Here is a 19,405-nt window from a genome sequence, read left to right on the forward strand (position 1 = left end):
TGGATTACTCCGCAGCATCTTTGTGGGCGTTTTCGCCGAAGGTTCTCGTTGGCTCTTCGAAGCCGCAAGAGGTTCCGTCCGTGTGGATGACGTCGTCTTCCCAAGGCAGCTTGTAGGTGCCGGCGGCAAGGTCGGTCATGTAGGTATAGGGACAATCCTGAGCCCCGCCCTTGACGGCGACATAGCCGCGATGACCGAACTGGTAGATGTTGTTCTCGACACCCCAGTTGATCCGCGCCTCACGAACCAGGTCCGGACGGACCTCGGCGGTGATGATTTCGTTGGGACGGCCACTGGTGCCGTGGGCGATGATTGAGCCGTCGAAATTGACGATCATGCCTTCACCCATTGAATCGAAGGTTCCGTCTGTCCCGCACATGCAGACGTTTGCCGTGACCATGAGGTTGCAGAAGGCGTTGGACTGGTTGGTGAACTTCCAGCTCTCCCGGATCGGGGCGGTGTAGCCTGCCGTGCGGATCATGATCTCCGCGCCCTTGTAGGCACATTCGCGCGCCATCTCGGGGAACATCCCGTCGTGGCAGATGATCAAGGCGATCTTGGATCCCTTGGGCCCCTCGATGACCGGGATGCCTTGGTCGCCCGGTTCCCAGGGCTCGACGGGGACCCAGGGGTGCATCTTGCGATAGTAGAGTTTCAGCTCGCCGGCATTGTCGATGATCAGGCCCGAGTTATAGGGCATGCCGCCCGGGTTCAGCTCCATGATGGAGAAGCAGCCCCAGATGTCATTGTCCACACAGGCCTTCTTGAAGGCTGAGACTTCCGGACCGTCGAGACGGCACATGATGTCCGGATTGATGTCCATGGACAGGCCGTGGAGGGCGTATTCGGGGAAAACCACCAGATCCATCGTCGGCATGTTGCGGCGGGCTTTGGCCACCATGTCGACGATAACCCGAGTCTGGTTTGCCAGGTCGATTTCCGTTTCTACAGTTGGCAGCTGGAGCTGAACCATGCCAAGGACCACGCCGTTTGGCGCTTTGTTGAGGCCTCCAAGTCCGTTCATGCTGTGGCTCCTTATTTGGTGATGGACAGTTCGCCGGGTGCGCCCTTGAGCGACCGTTTCGGCGATGTGCTGACAATCATGATCAAAAGCGTGAGGATGTAGGGCGCGGCATTGAAGAAGTGATAGCCACGCGAAATGCCTATGGACTGAAGGGCAGGGCCAAGGGCGCCGGCAGCCCCGAACAGGAGAGCTGCCCAGAAGCAGTAGATCGGGTTCCATCTTGCGAAAATCACCAGAGCCACGGCCATGAGCCCCTGACCTGAAGACAGGCCCTCGGTCCAGCTGCCTGGATAGTAGAGGGAAAGAAACGACCCACCGATGCCGGCTAAAAAGCCTCCTGCAGTCGTCGCCAGCAGGCGCACCAGATTGATGTTGATGCCAAGTGCGAGCGCCGCCGGAGCGCTGTCACCGGTGGTGCGTAGGACAAGCCCGTAGCGGGTGTTCTTCAGCGCCCACCACAAGAGCACGGCTAGACCGACGCCCAGCAGGAACAGCGGATTGATTTCAAGCGCCTGGCGGATGCCGGGATGGTCGCTCCAGCCGCCAAGGGAAAGCGCGGGCAGGCGCGGGGCAGAGGGCTGGATGTAGGCCTTGCCAAAGAAGAAGGCGAGGCCCGTACCGAAGAGCATCATTGCGATGCCGATGGCGATATCGTTGACCTTCGGAAGCTTGCAAAGATAGCCATGGAGAGCGCCAAACAAGGAGCCGGCCACTCCTGCCACAAGAACGCCGAACCAGGGTGACCCGGTGTGATAGGAGATCGCGTAACCTGACATGGCGCCAAAGACGAGCGTGCCCTCGAGGCCAAGATTGATGCGGCCCGATTTCTCGGTGAGCATCTCTCCGAGGCTGACGAAAAGAAAGGGCGTCGAGACCCTGATCGCGCCGGCAAACATGGCCAGCAGGACCGTCATCAGCCCGGTGTCGTCACCCATCACTGTGCTCCTTTTGAACGAAAGAATGGCAGACGCCCGTAGAAGGTCTCGGAGACCAGGAGCACCAGAAAGATGAGGCCCTGAAGCAGCAGCACGGTCGCGTCGGGCAGATCCATTCGCCGTTGGACAAGTCCGCCTGATGCGGCAATTCCGCCGAGGAAAATCGCCACAGGAACAATGACAAGCGGGTTATGTCGGGCGAGAAACGAAACGAGAATGCCGGTGAAGCCGTAACCGGCGATCAGTGAGGCGTTGGCCTTGCCATGGATGGCCGCGACCTCGAAGAAACCGGCAAGCCCCGCGCAGGCCCCTGCGATCGCGCAGGAAATCACCATCAGCTTGCCGACGGGAAGTCCCTGGGCCTGGGCCGCGCGCAGGTTTCCGCCTGCGATCTGTGCCGCGAAACCGAAGGTCGTCCGGTTCATCAGCAGGTACAGGAGACCGCAGAGGAGAATGCCGACGAGCAGTCCCCAGTGGACGTCTGTGCCAGGAATGAAGCCCACCATGTTTTCCGAGCCAATTGGCGCCGTGGAGGGCTTGTTCGGGTCGGATGGATCACGAAGCGCGCCTTCGACGAAAAAGTTCAGGATCGAGACGGCGATATAGAACATCAAGAGGGACGCGATGGTTTCATTCACGCCCCTGAAATGGCGAAGGGCACCGACGCATCCAATCCACGCGCCGCCGGCGATCATGGACGCAAAGAGCATGACGGCGAGCAGGACGTAGGAGGGCACCACGCCGATCAGCGGGATCGCGATGGCCCCTGCGGCGAAGCCGCCGAGAACGAGGGCTCCTTCTCCGCCGATGATGACCAGTCCCAGACGGGCCGGTATGGCAACGCAGAGAGCTGTGAACACGAGGGGCGCCGATCGCGCGAGCGTGTTTTGCCAGGAGAAGCTGGTGCCAAAACCGCCGCGCCAGACCAGGGAAAAGAAATCAACGGGAGACTTGCCGAGGGCAAACAGGAAGATTGAGAACAAAATTCCGGAGACGATCAGGGCGAGGATCGGCATGACGACGTATTCCGACGAGCGCCGGACCCTTTCCAGGGTCTCGCTGAAGCGACCCTTTTCCGCTGTCAGGGGCAATGTCTCGGTCGTATCGGCCATTCTCTGTCCTGTTGGAATTTCGCATTTAGTGGCGGTTTGCCGAAAAGTATGCAGCCGCTCCGGAGCCGGGTCAGCATGCTGGCGCATCGGCCAGCTCCGGAGAGGTTTCAGTCCAGATGAACCGTCAGGTGATTGAGCCGATGACGCCTTCAACCAGGAAGTCGGTCTGATCGAGCGATGGCTCGTAGTTGTCGAGGTTTGCACCAGCAGCCAGCAACGGCGTTCCATCCTGCTTGTTGATTGGTCCGGTGAAGATCGGCTTGCCCGCTGTCACGTCAGCGCGTGCTGCGTCTGCCGCTGCAATGGCCGCTTCGCTGGCACCTGCGCCGTATGGCGTGCTGCGAACGAAATCGACATCGAAGCCGCCGCCTGTGAAGTTCGGCAGGACCGTGCCTGCGGCGAGATCGGCCGCGAAGTTCTTGTAGATGGTCTCCCACTTGTATTCGGCGCCGGTGATGAACCCGTTGGGGGCGAGTGGCGCCTGCGAGGCGTTGTGGCCGCAGCACTTGATGCCGCGGGCCTCGGCCGTCTCGATCACGACCTTCGGGCCATCGACATGGCAGGTGAGAACATCGCAGCCAGCTTCCACGAGCGCGTTCGCAGCTTCGGCTTCGCGGACGGGCATGGACCATTCACCGGTGAAGATGACCTGAACGGTCGCATCCGGGTTGACCTTGCGGGCGCCCAAAAGGAAGGAGTTGATGTTGCGAAGGACCGTTCCGATTGGCTTGGCCGCGACGAAGCCGAGCTTGTTGGTCGTGGTCGACAGGCCGGCGGCTACGCCATCAACGTAGTGAGCCTGATCGAGGTAGCCGAAATAGCTGCCTGCGTTCTTGGGATCTGCGTCTGTCCAAAGCGGAGCTGCATGACGGAATTCGACATCCGGATACTTGGCGGCGGCATCCAGAACAAAGGGCTTGTAGTAGCCGAAGGAGGTCGCGAAAATCATCTTCGCGCCGTCGAGGTTGATCATGGATTCCATCGACTTTTGAACGGCGATGGTTTCAGGAACGCTTTCCTCTTCGACCACTGTGACACCAGGGACTTCCTTCAGGGCGGCGGCGGCAACCGCATGTGCCTGGTTCCAGCCAAAGTCGTCACGCGGGCCGACGTAAACAATGCCGACAGTCAGATCGCTGGCAAAAGCGGACTTGGCGATGCCGGCGGCGGAAAGGCCAAGGATGCCGGCTGCAGAATTTTGCAGCAGCGACCGGCGGTTGAGTTGGAATTTTGACATGTTCAGACTCCCATATAAGTGCGGGTTGGAGCGGGCGTCTTGCCCAAGCTTGACCTCGTATTTTCATCAGCAACCGGCATGCCAAGTGCGCCATCTGCGGCTGCAGATGGTCTAAAAGGCTGCCGAACGGACGATTTCGGCAACGAGATCGGTTTGCGAGCTGCGAGAGGGCAGCCCGAAGGTCGATAAGGTGCTAAAAAGCCACCAGTCTTGCTGGTGGTGAGTAGAATTTGTGCAGCTGGTCTCATAAGCGGGTGTCCTCGCTCGCAGCTGCCTTGACCGGTTCATAGCTGGCATCGAGGCGCATGCGCAGATAATCGGCGCCACTGACCGGCGGGTATTTCGCCGGCTTATCCGAACTCTGGCATGTCGGCAGACAGGCAACCTCGGCGTCCGGATTGGGATCTAGGAAAAAGGCGATGGAGTAACGCTCCTTGCCGCCCGTGTTGACCACCCGGTGAGGTGTCGAAACGTAGATGTCATTGGTCCACCGCATCAGGCAATCGCCGATGTTGCAGACGAATGCGCCCTCGATGGTCGGGGCTTTCAGCCAGATGCCATCGCGGCGCTGGACCTCGAGGCCGCCAACGGCGTCGGGCAGGAGGATGGTGATGTTGCCGTAGTCGGTGTGCGTACCGGCGCCGATCTGCCCGGCATCCGCATCATCAGGCTGTGGCGGATAATGCAGCAGACGAAGCGTCGCCAAGGGAGCGTCGAGTTTGTCTTCGAAGAAGGTCTGCTCGACGCCAAGGTCAAGCGCGATGGCCTTGTGCAGAGTGCGGCCAAGATCCCAGATCGCGTTGAAATAGCTTAGAACCGTGTCCTTCCAACCGGGCAGCTTCGGCCAGAGATTGACGGCCCGAAAGGGCTCGCCGGCCAGGATGCGGGGGTCATCGGCGCTCAGATCGAGGCCGATGTTATAGGCTTCTTTCAGGTCCGAGGGCTTCGTTGGATCAAGGTTTTCGCCCTTCATCGGCACGTAGCCACGATTGGTCTTGAAGAAGTTCCGGCTCAAGGCGGCTTTGGCATCTGCCGGCTGAGCGAAAAGCGTATGGGCGGCTGAGAAGGTCGCGTCGATCAGTTCGGCCTCGATGCCGTGGTTGCGGACGTAGAAAAAACCGGTTTCCCGCGCGGCCTTTCCCAGTGCGCTTGCAACTTGTTGCGAGCCCTCCGGTGTGCCGGCAAAAGCCGGTGCCAAATCAATCACTGGGAGCTCAAGTTCGCTCATTGTTTTCCGTTCTGCCTTTTGACCCGGAGCGGTCTATTCCGCTGCTGCAACGGGTTGTTTTTGTCCAAGCGTACCGATGTAGGTGCGCCAGCTCTTCAGGTGCGTGATGTTCTCGGCCCCATCGGTTCCGGCGGCTTCGCAAATGAAGCCCTGAACCGATCGACCATCGGCCAGTTCGACTGTTCCAAGTCCAAGTGGCCCAGGAATGCTTGCAAGAAAACTGCCAACCTGGCTCAGGGGGAGCGCCCAGATTTCCAGGTCTATTTCTCCGCCCGACCCGTCTTTGCTGCGTACGAGGCCAGGCCTCTTGGGCGGACCGCCCGCCAGCGCGTAGAATGAATAGGCTTCGCTGGTGGCGGCCGTTTCGAGAAAGCGTGCGCCACGGGAGGTGAGCTCATGATTGAGCGCCATGCCCGACATGTGGGCGCCGCAGACGGCAAGAGCGAGCTCGCCTGCCGTTGCCCCGGGCACGAGATCTGTTGATTTGGGCAAGGCCCAGCCAGTCGCGCCGAGCGTGTGGGGCGCAGCTTGCTCTAGCCTTGATCCGAGGGCGGCGAGGAAGCCGTCGCGCCCTGCGGCTGCAAGCAATGTCACGTTGGCGGGGCGGCCGTCTGAGCGTGGCGCGACCGGAACGGCCAGGCCGCACATGTCGAGCAGATTGACGAAGTTGGTATATGTGCCGTTTCGCGAATTGGGGCCAATGGGATCTGCGTCCAGGTCGGCGACGGAATAGAAGGTCGGCATGGTCGGCACGCACAGCAGATCGACCGATTGCATCACCGGTTCTGTCTTGCGGGCCAGTTCCTTCAGCCGGTAGATCCCGCGGAAAGCGTCGGTTGCTGACAGTTTCAACGCGGCACCCACCACCTGCCGCGTCACCGGATGGACGACCTCCGGCGTGTTGCGCATCAGGTCCTCGAGAACCGTGTGACGCTCAGCAACCCAGGCGCCTTCGTAGAGCATGAGGGCGACGTCATAAAAGGGCGTGAAGTCGACTTCGATGATGTCGGCGCCGTCATCTTTCAAAAGCGCAATCGTAGCGGCAAAGGATTGCGCCTGCGCCTCGTCTCCAAAGAACTCGATCGACGCAGCATCCGGGATGCCAATGCGCAACTTTGGCGGGACAGCAGAGAGGGGGGGAGCAGCTATTGCGCGCGAATAGGCATCCGCAGCGTCAAAGCCGGCAGCTGCCTGGTATGCCGCGTATGCGTCTTCGACCGTCAGGGCGAAGATGGAAATGGTGTCGAGGCTGCGGCACGCTGGCACGACGCCGCTTGCTGAGAGTGCGCCAAGGGTTGGCTTGAGACCGACGATATTGTTGAGGGCTGCCGGCACGCGGCCGGAACCGGCGGTGTCCGTGCCGAGCGAAAAGCTGACAATGCCGTGGCCGACAGCGACAGCTGAGCCTGATGAGGAACCGCCTGGAACCATGGCCGGGTCGACCGCATTCTTTGGCGGCTGGTAGGGGGACCTCACGCCAACAAGCCCGGTCGCAAACTGATCGAGATTTGTCTTGCCGATCAAAAGCGCTCCGGCAGCTTTCAGCTTGGCAACAACAAAGGCGTCCGTTTCGGCGAGGAATTGGTAAGCCGGACAGCCAGCGGTCGTCGGTTTTCCGGCCGCGTCGATGTTGTCCTTGATCACGAAGGGAATTCCCCAGAGCGGCCTGGCCGGATCAAACGAACCCAGCGCAGCGGATTCTTCGAGGAGTTCCGCCTTGTCGATCAGGTGAATGAAGATGCCCGGGTCGGAGACTTCCTCTATCCGGCGATAGACCTCTTCAACGACATCGCTCGCCGGCAACCCGTCCCGATAGGCGGTGTGCAGTGACGTGAGAGTGAAGGGAAGGTCAAACATCGAAATACCTCAACATTTTCTTGTTGTTGTCAGGCCGCCGAAAAGGTCGGTCTCGTCAAAGTCGGGGGCTTTGGGGCTGCTGATAGCAACGCACGGGTATAAGGGTGAGAAGGCGTGTCCATGACCTGAGCCGTAGGCCCTTGCTCGATGATCTCGCCGTCCTTCATCACGACCACATGGTCACACAGCAGTCGAACGACATGCAGATCATGGCTGACGAAGAGATAGCTGACGCCGAGCTTGGCGCGCAGGTCGACAAGAAGGTTCAGAACGACCGCCTGGATGGAGACATCCAAAGCGGCTGTTGGCTCATCAAGCACCAGAAACTCGGGATTGAGAGCGATCGCGCGGGCAATCCCGACACGTGCCTTTTGGCCCCCGGAGAGCTGGTGCGGAAACCGGTCGAGCAAGGGCTGCGGAAGTCCGACAAGGTCTGACAATTCCGCAACGCGTGCGCGCCTTTGTGTACGGTCCATCTTGGCCAGACGTGCGAGAGGCTCGCTTATGGATTGCCGCGCGGTATGGCGCGGGTTGAAGCTATCGGTCGCATCCTGAAAAACCATCTGGATCGACGCGCGGCGCGGATCGCGGGCAAAGGACTGTGCCGGGGTTTGCGCAAGATCCTCACCGTTGAAGCGAATGACGCCGCTTGTCGGATCGTCCAGACGCACAAGCATTGAGGATGTCGTCGACTTGCCACAGCCGGATTCCCCCACGAGGCCGACGCTTTGCCCCTTTTGAACATCGAATGAGATGCCCTTGACCGCGTGCACCGGACCGAACTTGCCCTGATAGGTCTTTACAAGATCGCGGACTTCCAGAAGCGGCGTGCCTGAGGGATGAAACTGCGGCATTGGCGTGCGTTTGCTCTTGGGCAGGAGCGAGCGCACTTCAGCTCCCGCACGTGGCGTCGCGTCCACGAGCTTTCGGGTGTAGGCGTGCTTGGGGGCGACAAAAAGCTGCTCAGGCGCACCTTCTTCAACGACTTCTCCGTCTTTCATGACAACGATCCGGTCGCAGTATTGAGCCCCCAGACCCAGATCATGGGTGATGACCAATGCGCTCATGCCGCGTTCTGCGATCAACTCGCTGATGAGGTCCATCACCGCTTTTTGGGTGGTGATATCAAGGCCCGTCGTCGGCTCGTCCGCGATAAGCAGTTTCGGGTCGCAGGCCAGGGCAATGGCAATGACGACGCGCTGGCACATGCCACCGGACAGCTCAAAGGGATAGGCGTGATAGCGCGCTTCGGCGTCATGAATGCGGACGGCTTCCAGTGCTTTGATTGCCTCCGCCCTGGCCGTGAAACGGGTTGCCTTGGCATGGCGGCGCAAGACGTCCTCGATCTGGTGGCCGACCTTGCGGATCGGGTTGAGAGCTGCGCGCGGGTTTTGAAAGATCATCGAGATCTCGCGGCCACGAAGGTCGCGCATGGCGCTCTCCTTGGCGTTCTTGAGATCAAGCCCGCCGTAGGAAAGGGCGCCGCCGGTGATCGAACCACCTTTGTCCAGCAAATGCATCAGAGCGTAGGAGGTGACTGATTTGCCGGAGCCGGACTCGCCGACAATTCCCAGAATTTCGCCCTTGTCGACGTTGAGCGAGACACCGCGAACGGCTTGAACCTCGCCTCGTCGGGTCTGAAAGGAGACCTTGAGCTTTTCGATGGAAAGCAGGCTCATGTGCGCTGCCGGGGGTCGACCATGTCGCGCAACCCGTCTCCCAGAAGATTGAAAGTGAACACCGCGAACATCAGGGCAAAGCCGGGGAAAAAGGCCAGCCACCATTCGCCGGATACGATGAAGTTTGCACCCTCGGCCACCATGATGCCCCATTCCGCGGTCGGCGGACGGACGCCCATGCCGATGAAGCTGAGACCGGCCGCGTTCAAGATCGCCCAACCCAGGTTGAGTGAGACCTGAACCATCATCGGCGGCAGTGCGTTCGGATAGATATGAAGGGCAAGGACGCGAAGGTCGGAATTGCCGGACAGCTTTGCTGCGAGCGCAAACCCGGAATCGCGCCGGATGTTGACTTCTGCCCGGACGAGACGGGCGTAGAAGGGAATGTTGATGACGGCCGTGGCGTAAACGATGTTTTCCACCGTGTTGCCCAGAGCTGCGACGATGCCCATGGCCAGCACGAACAGCGGAAAGGCCATGATCGTGTCAAACAGGCGGTTGAGCACAGCATCGAGCCAGCCGCCCCAATAGCCGGCAATAGCTCCCAGAACCGAGCCGATGACGAAAGACAGGGCGACGGCGGCGATCGAAATCGCCAGATCCAGCCGCGTGGCAACGATGACCCGGCTGAAGACATCCCGGCCGAGGTTGTCGGTGCCAAAGAGATGGTCCCACGAGGGTGGCTGGAGTGCCCGCGATGCGTTTGAGGCGAGCGGATCATAGGCAACGAGCGAGGGACCGAAGAGTGCCGCCACGATGAGCACCAGGAACATCGCGAAGGCGAGCAGGGTGACCGGATTGGACCGCAGCACATAGACCATATGCGCCAGTGGGCCGTCGGTTGTTGTTTGCGGACTGAGGTCTTGGGCGCTGTCGGTCATTTGGTCTGAAATCCGATGCGCGGGTCGATCATGGTGTAGGTGAGATCGATGACGAGGTTGAGCGCCACGAACAGCAAGGCCATGGCAAGAACAAAGCCCTGCACGGCAGCATAGTCGGACACGACAAGCGCTTCGACCGCGTAGGAACCGATGCCTGGCCAGGCGAAGACCTTTTCGACCAGCACATTGGCGCCAAGTGTGAAGGAGAAGACCATTCCGAGCGTTGTCACGACCGGCAAGAGCGCGTTGCGGAAGGCATAGGTGGACAGCACCTTTTCTTCCGTGAGGCCAGCGGCGCGCGCCGTGCGGACATAGTCGGAAGAGAGCGCGCTGAGCATGGCAGCACGGGTCATTCGGGCCAGCGGGGCGAGGGTGAAAAGTGCCAGCGTGATCGCGGGAAGGACCAGCTGCTTGAGCGAACCTGTCCAGGTTTCCCAATCGCCGGCGATGGCCGCATCAATCAGATAGAATCCGGTCACCTGATCTGGCTCGATGTAGACGAAATCGAGCCGGCCAAGCGGTGAGGGCGCTATTCCAAGCAGATAGTAGAAGACGTAGATCAGCACGACACCGGTGAAGAAGGTAGGAAGTGAGACGCCTGCGGTGACGAGAACGCGGCACAGATGATCGACGGCCGATCCTGGGCGGGTGGCTGCGAGAATCCCCAGAGGAATGGCGATCGAACAGGACAGGACGAGCGAGATCAGGGTCAGTTCGAGCGATGCGGGAAGCCGGGTCGCCAGGTCCGAAGCAACGGACTGTCCGGTTGAGATGGACTGACCCAGATCGCCGGACGCCAGATCCGTCAGATAGATCCAGAACTGTGCGGGCAGGGATTTGTCCAGTCCGAGGGCACTACGGACTTCGGCAATCGATGCCTCATCCGCAGCCGCGCCTGCAAAATAAACTGCCGGGTCGCCTGGCAGTGCCCGGGTCAGGATGAAACTGACCACGATGACACCAAAGATGACAGGTAAGGCCTGGGCGACCCTGAGCCCGATGGTCAAAAGGCGATCCGGCAGCATGTCTTATGCCTTTTTCAGGCCGCGGACGTCGAGCTGACGGTGGAACCAGTACTCGTAGCCCGACACGTCATGGGTGCCCACATTGAGAGCCGGCTGCCACAGGGCGATACGAGGCACCTCATCCCAGACGATTTCGATCATGCGCTTGATCTTCGGGGCGTAGTCCGGGTCTTCCACGGACATGTGCAGGGTCTCTGCGGTCAGGGCCTCAATTTCCTCGTTGCGGTAGTTGGAGGAATTGAAGAGGTGGCCTTCCAGATACGCCCAGAAGAAGTAGTAGCACGGGTAGTTCAGCCAGCCGCCGAAGGTCTCAAGATGAAGCGGCAGCCGCTTTTCGACGAGAGACGCCGTGCGCCAATTGGCGCCGGGAACCTTTTCGATGGTTGCGGTGATGCCGATCTTGGCAAGGTTTTCCTGAATGAGCAGCGCAGTCGGCTCCATCCAGTCGGCCTGGCTCTGCGAGATCGACAAAGGCACTTCGAAGCCGTCGCCGTAGCCTGCTTCTTCCAGGAGCGCCTTGGCCTTCTCGAGATCTGTCGAATAAGGGAACTTCTGAGGCCAGGAAATGTCGGTCGGTGTGGCGTTTTCGCCGCCCCACATGGGGGCACCTCTACCATAGGCTGCGGTCTGGAAAACCTCATCATATGGGACGGCGAAAGCGATGGCCTGGCGGACGCGTTTGTCCTTGAACGGTTCGAACGCCAGGTTTGGACACAGGCAGTAGATCGAGTTCTCGATCGGCGTGGTCGCGACGGTGATGCCGTCGAGATCGGACAATTCCTTCGCGTCCTTGTTGGGCATGTTGAAGGACATGTTCACATCGCCGCGCTCCAGAAGGGCGCGCCGGGTGGCCGGGCTTGGAACTTCCCGCAGGACCACGCGCTTGACGGCCGGCAAAGGACCTGAGGTCCAGTCGTCGTTGCGCTCGTAAACAAGCTGCTCACCGGGTTTCCAGGCTGCAACCTTGAAGGCACCGGAACCGGCCGGCGTCTTGTGCAGATATTCCATCGCCCAGGGGTCTTCCTCGGTCGCATTTGCAAGGGCAACCTTGGAGTTGATGATCATCGGAACCGGGACCGCGAGATCAGGCAGTGTCAGCTTGGACTTGCGCAGAAGGTTGATCTTGAAGGTCAGGTCGTCAACGGCTTCGAACTGTTCCGGTTTTTCAAGGGAGCCGGCTTTCATCTGGACCGTCGGGAAGCCGCCGACGCTGACGGCGCGGTCAAAGGACCACTTCACGTCTGCGGCGGTGATCGGCGATCCATCCTGAAATTTGCCTTCCGGGCGCAGCTTGAACACGATTGCCATGCCGTCGTCGGCAAATTCCCAGCTCTCGGCAACTTCCGGCTCGATCACGGAATAATCGTAAGACAGGCTGCCGTCCGCGAGCGTCTTGGTGCCAAAGCTGACGAGCCGGTCATAGACATTGACCGCGACCTGATAGCTGGGGCGGTTGGTTCCCGTGCGATGGATGTCCAGGCTGTTGATTGTCTGGCCCGTGACGGCCACGACGACGTCGCCGCTTGCTGCAGAGGCGGGAAGAACCTTCAGGAACGGTAAGACAGATGCTCCAAGAGCCGTTGCACCAGCTCCCTTCAAGAAACTGCGTCGGGAAGTGTCGTTCATCGCGTCGGTCCTCATAGTGATGAAGGAAGCCCTGCTTCCGATCTGTTGAGGCAACGATGCGCAGAATTAGTGAGTACTTCTATTGCTAATTTTGCAGCTTTGCGCTTCTCTAAATGCAGCGCTCTCTCTAAGGTTCTGAAAATGAAGCACCTTCAGACACTGCTGTTGATCGAAGCCGTCGCTCAAGCGGGCTCTATTCGAAAAGCGGCAGAAGACATGAATATCACCTCTTCCGCCTTGAACCGGCGGATCCAGGGGTTCGAAGCCGAGTTCGGCGCACCGATCTTTGAGCGCCTTCCACGTGGCGTACGGCTTAATCCGGCAGGAGAACTGCTGATCCAGCACATTCGGGCGCAGTCTTCTGATCTGGAACGGGTGAGGGCGCAGGTTGCCGACCTTTCCGGTATTCGCCGGGGGCGCGTTTCGATTTCCTGCTCACAGGCCATTCAGCCCTATTTCATGCCGAGCAAGATCGCCGAGTACCGGCGTGAGCACCCAGGTGTCACCTTTTCGGTCAATGTGCGCGACAGGGATGCGGCGGAGATGGAGCTGCGCAACTACAACAGCGATCTTGCGCTTGTGTTCGAGCCGCGTCATCTGGCCGAATTCGATGTGATCATGTCGATCACTCAGCCGGTCTATGCGGTGATGGAGCGGAACCACCCGTTGGCGGCGAAGGACGAACTTCGGCTCAGAGACTGTTTGGCGTATCCGCATGTGGTGCCGCCGCCCGCGATCGGCATTCGCTACCTTCTTGACTTAGCGGTCGGCCGCATGTCCCAGAAACTAGCGCCGACGATCGAGGCAGAGTCGTTCGAGTTCATGCGCCATTACGTCCAGAATGATCAGGCCATCGGTTTTCAGTTTCCCATCGGCCTGAATATCGGCCTCGACGACCGGCTTGCCTTCAAGCCTTTGTCCGTGCGCGATATTTCGCCGGGCAATCTGTCTCTGCTGCAGATGAAGGGTCGTACGCTGCCGGTGGCCTCGGCACGGTTCGCCAATCAGCTGGCGCTCGCACTTGCCGACCTATAGTCGCCGCCAAGGCCGATAACTAGTTGTAGTTGTTTAATATTCGAGCAGCCGCATTGCGGGCGTGATCGGCAATGTTCGGATCGCGGGTGATCAGGGCTGCGACAATGGCCCCGTCGATCAGCAGCGCCATTTCATGGGTCAGGCCTTCCGCGTCTTCCGGCCGCGCCTCACGCGCCAACTCGCGAATCTTGTCGAGAACGACCGTCTTGTGCCGAAGCGCAATTGCACGCATCCGGTCGTCATCCTTGTCGTGTTCGGCAACCGCGTTGATGAAGGGGCAGCCGTAAAAATGCTCCTCGGCAAACCACTTCTTCAGGACATCGAACAGGTGAACGAGTTTGTCAGCCGGGCAACCGGGCAGGGCATCGACCTCCGCGACAAACCATTTGCGCCAGGTTTCGCCCTCGCGTTCCAGCACGGCTTCGACAAGTCCTTCCTTGGAGCCGAAGGCCTTATAGAGGGTCGTTTTGGCTGTGCCGGCCGCCGCGATGACCGCATCGACGCCAGTTGCGTTGATGCCTTGCTTGCAAAACAAGTCAGATGCGGCGAGCAGAAGCCGTTCGCGGGCGGCCCCGCGTCCTGATGCTAGGTTGGAAGTCGCAATTGCATTTGATGCGTCATTTTCAGCGAGAGACACTTCGAAGCCTTTTTCAGAATACCGACCGATCTGTTTCTTTTGACTAACGGAGCTGCGCACGCATTTCAATCAGGGAATGGGCATTGTTTCGGTGAACTTCAGGTACACCGGGCGCAGAAATAGGCGCTTTAACCGGGCGGACGGTCGCTAATTGTGCAGTGCGTTTTCGCCTGGGATCTCGACTGCTTCGTCAAACATTCAGCAATAACAATAGGTAAGGATGTTTGGCGCACTTTGGCACGGTCTCTGCTTATAGGAAACAGAACGGTATGTTTTCTATTTGGAGCAGTTCATGGCTGGCGGTGCCCACATTCAGACGATCGGTGTCTCGCATACCTACAAGGGTGGAGGGGCAAAAGTCCTCGGACAGATAGATCTGGAAATCCGCCCTGGCGAGGCTCTGGCGTTGATTGGCCGCTCTGGTTGCGGCAAATCTACCCTCCTGCACATTTTGTCTGGTCTGTCTGTGCCGTCTGTCGGCAAAGTCCTGGTGGATGGCGCGCTTATCACTGAGCCGTCGCCGAGCCGGATCATGATGTTCCAGGCGCCCAGCCTTTATCCATGGATGAGCGTTGAACAGAACGTCGGACTTGGCTTGCGTTTCAATGGCAAGATGAAGGAGGCCGGCCACCGCATTCCCGAGGTTTTGGAGCTGGTTGAACTCGGCGACTATGCCAAGCGCAACGTTCAGGATCTTTCCGGCGGGCAACAGCAACGGGTTGCCCTTGCACGATCATTGGCCTTGAAACCCGACGTTCTACTTCTCGATGAGCCCCTCTCGGCCCTCGATGCTTTTACCCGTCATGCCCTTCAAAGAGATATTCGCCGGATCTGCAAGGATCTTGGCATCACGCTCATACTTGTCACCCATGACATCAATGAGGCTGTGATGATGGCGGATCGTGCACTGGTGCTGAAGGCCGACCCGGGCGACATCGATGCCGAGATTGCGATCCCGATCCCCGGGGGCCGACTGCCCTCCATGCAGGAATTTTCCGATGTGCGCCGCCAGCTTGTGGCGGCCTATGAGGCGGCTGCCGGCCTGACGATGGCCGAGGCGCAAGGTTTCATTTCCGACAAGAGCTTGAACGCACCAGCGCCAGTTGAACGACTGGCAGCCAATTGACCCCTGTTTCAGACCGCAAAGGCATCAGATCATGAGCAAGACCGAAAGCACCTATCTCGAAAGCTTGAAAACTGAGGAATTTGATTGGGCCATGCAGAAATGGGCCGGCGAGGCCTATGCGGGTGATTATTCCCGCCGCGAAATGCTGAACATGTTCGCCAAGGGCGGTCTGTTCGCGTCGCTGTCGGGGCTTCTTTCGTCACTGCCGCAGATGTCCTACGCCCAGGATGATGAAGTGGTGCGCATCGGCTATCTGCCCATCACCGATGCCACCGCCTTGCTGGTGGCGCACGCGAAGGGCTTCTTTGCAGATGAGGGACTGGAGGCTGAGCGGCCGACGTTGATCCGTGGCTGGTCACCGCTGATCGAGGGCTTTGTATCCAACAAGTTCAACGTGGTGCACTTCCTCAATCCGATCCCGATCTGGATGCGCTACAACAACGACTTCCCGGTCAAGATCATGGCCTGGGCGCATACCAACGGGTCCGGCCTTGTCGTCGGCAAACACACCGACATCACCGATTTTTCCCAGTTGGGCGGCAAGCAGGTCGCAGTGCCGTTCTGGTATTCGATGCACAATATTGTGCTTCAGTATGCGCTGAGAGCCTCCGGCGTCACTCCGGTGATCAAGGGACCGGGAGAGCCCCTGGCGGAAAACGAGTGCAACCTTCAGGTCATGGCGCCGCCGGAAATGCCGGCGTCGCTCGCAGCCCGGAAGCTCGACGCATACATTGTTGCCGAGCCGTTCAACGCCCTGGGAGAGATGAAAGCCGGCGCGCGGATGCTGCGCTTTACCGGTGATATCTGGAAAAACCACCCGTGCTGTGTGCTTTGCATGCATGAGGAGGCAACAAAGGCCCGACCCGAGTGGACCCAGAAAGTGGTCAACGCCGTGGTCCGGGGTGCCATCTACGCATCGACCAACAAGGCGGAAGTTGCCGAGATCATCTCGAAGAATGGCGAAGGCTACCTGCCGGCGCCAGGTCCGGTGGTCAAGCGCGCAATGACCGAATATGACCTGCCGGCCTATCGCGAGAGTGGGGCGGTCCAGCACGTTGACGAATGGGGCAATGGCCGGATCGACTTCCAGCCCTGGCCTTATCCCTCAGCCACCAAACTGACCGTCGAGCAGATGAAGCAGACGGTTGTGGGCGGCGACAAGAACTTCCTGGCCGATCTCGATCCCTCTTTCGTTGCCGGCGATCTGGTGGACCGCAGTTTCGTCAAGGCTTCCCTCGAAAAATATCCTGAGTGGAAGAACGATCCTTCGGTCAATCCGGACGACCCGTTCAACCGCGAGGAGGTTCTGTCGCTGTGAGCGAGACGAGCCACGCCCTGAACCCGGAGGCGGGTTTTACACCCGCGTCCAGAGCGACCAGCGGCAAACCCTTGGTGTCGGACGGCATGAAGAATGCGCTGGAGAGCCTCGGCTATTCGCTCGCCGGTCTCGCCTTGCTCCTCGCTGTCTGGTGGGTTGGAGGCCGCATTGTCGAGGCGTCTGACGACCTCTACGCCTTCGCCGATTTCGCACCGGCCCAAACCCTGGAACGGCTGTCGGAGATGATCCGCACAGGAGAAGCCATTCAGATCACGATCCCCAGCCTGATCAGGGTTGCTTCCGGCTTGTTCTGGGCCATCGCGATTGGGGTGCCGGTCGGCATTCTGGTCGGGGCGATCACGGGTTTTCGCAAGCTCACCAATGTGCCGTTTCAGTTCTTGAGAATGATCTCGCCGCTGTCGTGGATGCCGATTGCCGTCATGGCCTTTGCCACGTGGGAAGGTGCAATTGTCTTCCTGATTACGGTTGCCGCCATCTGGCCGGTGCTCTTCTCAACAGCTTCTGGACTGAGGCGCATCGAACCATCCTGGTTCAAGGTTGCGCGCAATCTCGGTGCGCGTCCCTGGCACCTGCTGTTTGTCATCATCCTGCCGGCGATCTCGCAGGACATCCTGTCCGGCATTCGTCTGGCACTCGGTGTGGCCTGGATCATCCTGGTTCCAGCCGAGTACCTCGGGGTCACATCCGGCCTCGGCTACGCAATCAATGACGCCCGCGACACGCTCGAATACGACCGGCTCGCGGCCACCGTCGTGATCATCGGGGTGATCGGTTTCAGCCTCGATTCCCTGTTGCAGCTGGCCATCGCAAAGCTCAGCTGGCTGCGATCATCCTGATTTCATTTTGCCCAAGGAAACCAAGAAGGAGAAATAGATGTCCGAACCCGCAACAGCCCTGACCGGGTGTTTGGCGCCGATCGACAAGGGTGGTCTCGATGCCCTGATCGAGAATGGCAAGAAAGACCCGAAAGCGGTCAAGACCCTGAAGTGCAAGACCGTTGCCGAAGGTCGCTTTCGCCATGCCAACTATATCCGCGATCTAGAGCCCTACATCGTCGACGAGCCGCCGGGTCTTCTGGGTGACGACACGGCGCCGAACCCTTCGGAAGCGTCTCTGGCAGCTCTGGGCTCCTGCATTGCCGTCGGCCTGCACGCCAATGCCGTTCACCGGGGCATCACGATCAATTCGCTCGAGGTTGAGCTCGAAGGTGATCTCAACATCACCGCCGTCTGGGGAACCGGCGACGTCAGCGAGAAGCCGGTCGGTTTCACGGACGTGAGGATCAATGTCCACATGGACGCCGACGCGCCCCAGGAGACCATCGACGAGCTGGTCGCCCATGTGTGTCAGTGGTCACCGGTGTTCAACACCTTCTCGCGGCCCGTGACCATGGTTGCGGCCTCCGCTTGATCAAACGGTCCGCCTGGCCTGTTCAGAGCCGGGCGGACCTTCCCGAAATCAAACCCGGATCAGGGGAACGAGGAGGCGCGAAGATGAACGCACAGGTACAGCTTAAAACGGTCGACGATGTGGTCTCGCCGAACAGGATCGAAAGCATCTTGGCGAATGTGACGCAGATCGCGAAGACCGACCTCGCGCCGCTCGTTCACGATATCGATCTCAAGGGTGTCTATCCGGAAAACGTGATGCGCGCGCTTGGGGAAGCCGGGGCCTATGGGCAGCATGCGCCGATGACGTCCGCATCGTCGCCTTCTCCTGACGCCTTTGATCTGGAGACCGCGATCCGCGCCATGTCCATTGTCGGAGAAGAGTGCCTCTCGACCGCCTTTTGCGTCTGGTGTCAGGATGCGCTCGCCTGGTACATCGCCAACTCCGGCAACGAGTTGCTGAAGAAAAACCTCGGCCCGAAGGTGGCCAGCGGTGAGGTTCTTGGCGGCACGGGTCTGTCCAACCCGATGAAATCGCTCTTCGGCATCGAGAAGCTTCGCCTCAAGGGCGTCAGGGTTGATGGCGGGTTTGAGGTCACGGGCACTTTGCCCTGGGTCTCGAACCTTGGTGAAGATCATCATTTCGGCATCGTCTTTGCACTTCCCGGCGAGGAGGATCGCAAGGTCATGGCCGTTGCCGATTGTTCAGCCGAGGGCGTGAAGATCTCGGAAAACGATGATTTCGTTGCACTGGACGGCACGAGGACTTTTGCTATCCAGCTGCGCAAGGCGTTTATTCCGGCTGAAAGTGTGCTCGCCGACCCGATCGACGAGTATATTCCGCGCATCCGCGCTGGTTTCATCCTGCTTCAGGCAGGTATGGCCTTCGGCATGATCCGGTCATGCATCGATCTGATGGAACAGGCCGGCCAGACGCTGTCCCACGTCAATTGCCATCTTCCAGATCAGCCGGAAGACTTCAGGGTTCAGCTGGACGCCATGGAGCGCGAGGTCTTTGAGCTCGCACGCACGCCCTTCGACCCGTCGAAGGAGTATTTCATTCGCGTCATCAAGGCGCGCCTGGCCGCCGGTGATGCCTCCGTCGCTGCTGCACACAACGCGATGCTCCATTGCGGCGCGCGTGGCTATGTCCGCCGCGGTGCTGCTCAGCGCCGGCTGCGCGAGGCCTATTTCGTCGCCATCGTGACGCCTGCCACCAAGCAACTCAGAAAAATGCTGTCCGATCTCGGGGCCGCCTGATCTCACCGATTGTTTT

17 protein-coding genes are annotated in these 19,405 nt (G+C 59.7%); 6 read left to right on the plus strand and 11 right to left on the minus strand.

Going from position 1 to position 19,405, the window contains the following annotated elements; genetic code table 11:
* Nucleotides 1-4: 4 nt before the first annotated feature.
* The 10 genes from IG617_RS05980 to IG617_RS06025 form a co-directional block, all read right to left on the minus strand.
* Nucleotides 5-1,024 (minus strand): formamidase, encoded by a 1,020-nt coding sequence (locus IG617_RS05980; RefSeq protein WP_192108238.1) that lies wholly within the window; start codon nucleotides 1,022-1,024, stop codon nucleotides 5-7.
* 11 nt (nucleotides 1,025-1,035) lie between these two features.
* On the minus strand, nucleotides 1,036-1,959 hold the full coding sequence (locus IG617_RS05985; RefSeq protein WP_192108240.1) for an ABC transporter permease: 924 nt from the start codon (nucleotides 1,957-1,959) through the stop codon (nucleotides 1,036-1,038).
* The gene (locus tag IG617_RS05990; RefSeq protein ID WP_192108242.1) at nucleotides 1,959-3,071 is read right to left on the minus strand and encodes an ABC transporter permease; all 1,113 of its coding nucleotides are present in this window, start codon (nucleotides 3,069-3,071) and stop codon (nucleotides 1,959-1,961) included. The genes IG617_RS05985 and IG617_RS05990 overlap by 1 nt, the downstream gene beginning before the upstream one ends.
* 124 nt (nucleotides 3,072-3,195) lie before the next feature.
* A complete protein-coding gene (locus tag IG617_RS05995) occupies nucleotides 3,196-4,308 on the minus strand; it encodes a BMP family ABC transporter substrate-binding protein (protein ID WP_192108244.1) in 1,113 nt (370 codons plus the stop codon).
* 244 nt (nucleotides 4,309-4,552) lie between these two features.
* The gene (locus IG617_RS06000) at nucleotides 4,553-5,536 is read right to left on the minus strand and encodes an isopenicillin N synthase family dioxygenase (protein WP_192108246.1); all 984 of its coding nucleotides are present in this window, start codon (nucleotides 5,534-5,536) and stop codon (nucleotides 4,553-4,555) included.
* Nucleotides 5,537-5,569: 33 nt separating this feature from the next.
* The gene (gene atzF, locus IG617_RS06005; RefSeq protein ID WP_192108248.1) at nucleotides 5,570-7,393 is read right to left on the minus strand and encodes an allophanate hydrolase; all 1,824 of its coding nucleotides are present in this window, start codon (nucleotides 7,391-7,393) and stop codon (nucleotides 5,570-5,572) included.
* A 29-nt stretch (nucleotides 7,394-7,422) separates the two neighbouring features.
* Nucleotides 7,423-9,072 carry a dipeptide ABC transporter ATP-binding protein gene (locus IG617_RS06010; protein ID WP_209008285.1) on the minus strand — a complete coding sequence of 550 codons (1,650 nt, stop codon included), beginning with the start codon at nucleotides 9,070-9,072 and terminating at the stop codon, nucleotides 7,423-7,425.
* Nucleotides 9,069-9,953 carry an ABC transporter permease gene (locus IG617_RS06015; RefSeq protein WP_192108250.1) on the minus strand — a complete coding sequence of 295 codons (885 nt, stop codon included), beginning with the start codon at nucleotides 9,951-9,953 and terminating at the stop codon, nucleotides 9,069-9,071. Before IG617_RS06015 ends, IG617_RS06010 begins: the two co-directional genes overlap by 4 nt.
* Nucleotides 9,950-10,978 carry an ABC transporter permease gene (locus tag IG617_RS06020; RefSeq protein WP_192108252.1) on the minus strand — a complete coding sequence of 343 codons (1,029 nt, stop codon included), beginning with the start codon at nucleotides 10,976-10,978 and terminating at the stop codon, nucleotides 9,950-9,952. The genes IG617_RS06015 and IG617_RS06020 overlap by 4 nt, the downstream gene beginning before the upstream one ends.
* Before the next feature lie 3 nt (nucleotides 10,979-10,981).
* Complete coding sequence (locus tag IG617_RS06025; protein WP_192108254.1) at nucleotides 10,982-12,604, minus strand: ABC transporter substrate-binding protein; 1,623 nt, start codon at nucleotides 12,602-12,604, stop codon at nucleotides 10,982-10,984.
* Nucleotides 12,605-12,745: 141 nt separating this feature from the next.
* Between IG617_RS06025 and IG617_RS06030 the strand changes: the two genes are divergently transcribed.
* Nucleotides 12,746-13,639, plus strand: coding sequence for a LysR family transcriptional regulator (locus IG617_RS06030; RefSeq protein WP_192108256.1), 894 nt, complete (start codon nucleotides 12,746-12,748; stop codon nucleotides 13,637-13,639).
* Between the two features lie 19 nt (nucleotides 13,640-13,658).
* On the opposite strand, the gene IG617_RS06035 is transcribed toward IG617_RS06030, so the two are convergent.
* The gene (locus IG617_RS06035; RefSeq protein ID WP_338052169.1) at nucleotides 13,659-14,276 is read right to left on the minus strand and encodes a TetR/AcrR family transcriptional regulator; all 618 of its coding nucleotides are present in this window, start codon (nucleotides 14,274-14,276) and stop codon (nucleotides 13,659-13,661) included.
* Nucleotides 14,277-14,568: 292 nt separating this feature from the next.
* Between IG617_RS06035 and IG617_RS06040 the strand changes: the two genes are divergently transcribed.
* The 5 genes from IG617_RS06040 (at nucleotide 14,569) to IG617_RS06060 (ending at nucleotide 19,389) form a co-directional block, all read left to right on the plus strand.
* Nucleotides 14,569-15,402, plus strand: coding sequence for an ABC transporter ATP-binding protein (locus tag IG617_RS06040; RefSeq protein WP_192108258.1), 834 nt, complete (start codon nucleotides 14,569-14,571; stop codon nucleotides 15,400-15,402).
* A 31-nt stretch (nucleotides 15,403-15,433) separates the two neighbouring features.
* Nucleotides 15,434-16,720, plus strand: coding sequence for an ABC transporter substrate-binding protein (locus IG617_RS06045; protein ID WP_254170446.1), 1,287 nt, complete (start codon nucleotides 15,434-15,436; stop codon nucleotides 16,718-16,720).
* Nucleotides 16,717-17,577: an ABC transporter permease gene (locus IG617_RS06050; RefSeq protein WP_338109940.1), complete on the plus strand. Its 861-nt coding sequence runs from the start codon at nucleotides 16,717-16,719 to the stop codon at nucleotides 17,575-17,577. The genes IG617_RS06045 and IG617_RS06050 overlap by 4 nt, the downstream gene beginning before the upstream one ends.
* Nucleotides 17,578-17,614: 37 nt before the next feature.
* Nucleotides 17,615-18,151: an OsmC family protein gene (locus IG617_RS06055; protein WP_192108259.1), complete on the plus strand. Its 537-nt coding sequence runs from the start codon at nucleotides 17,615-17,617 to the stop codon at nucleotides 18,149-18,151.
* Nucleotides 18,152-18,234: 83 nt separating this feature from the next.
* Complete coding sequence (locus IG617_RS06060) at nucleotides 18,235-19,389, plus strand: acyl-CoA dehydrogenase family protein (protein ID WP_192108260.1); 1,155 nt, start codon at nucleotides 18,235-18,237, stop codon at nucleotides 19,387-19,389.
* The last annotated feature ends 16 nt before the right edge of the window (nucleotides 19,390-19,405 follow it).

The organism is Roseibium polysiphoniae (assembly GCF_014842925.1).
GTDB lineage: Bacteria > Pseudomonadota > Alphaproteobacteria > Rhizobiales > Stappiaceae > Roseibium > Roseibium polysiphoniae.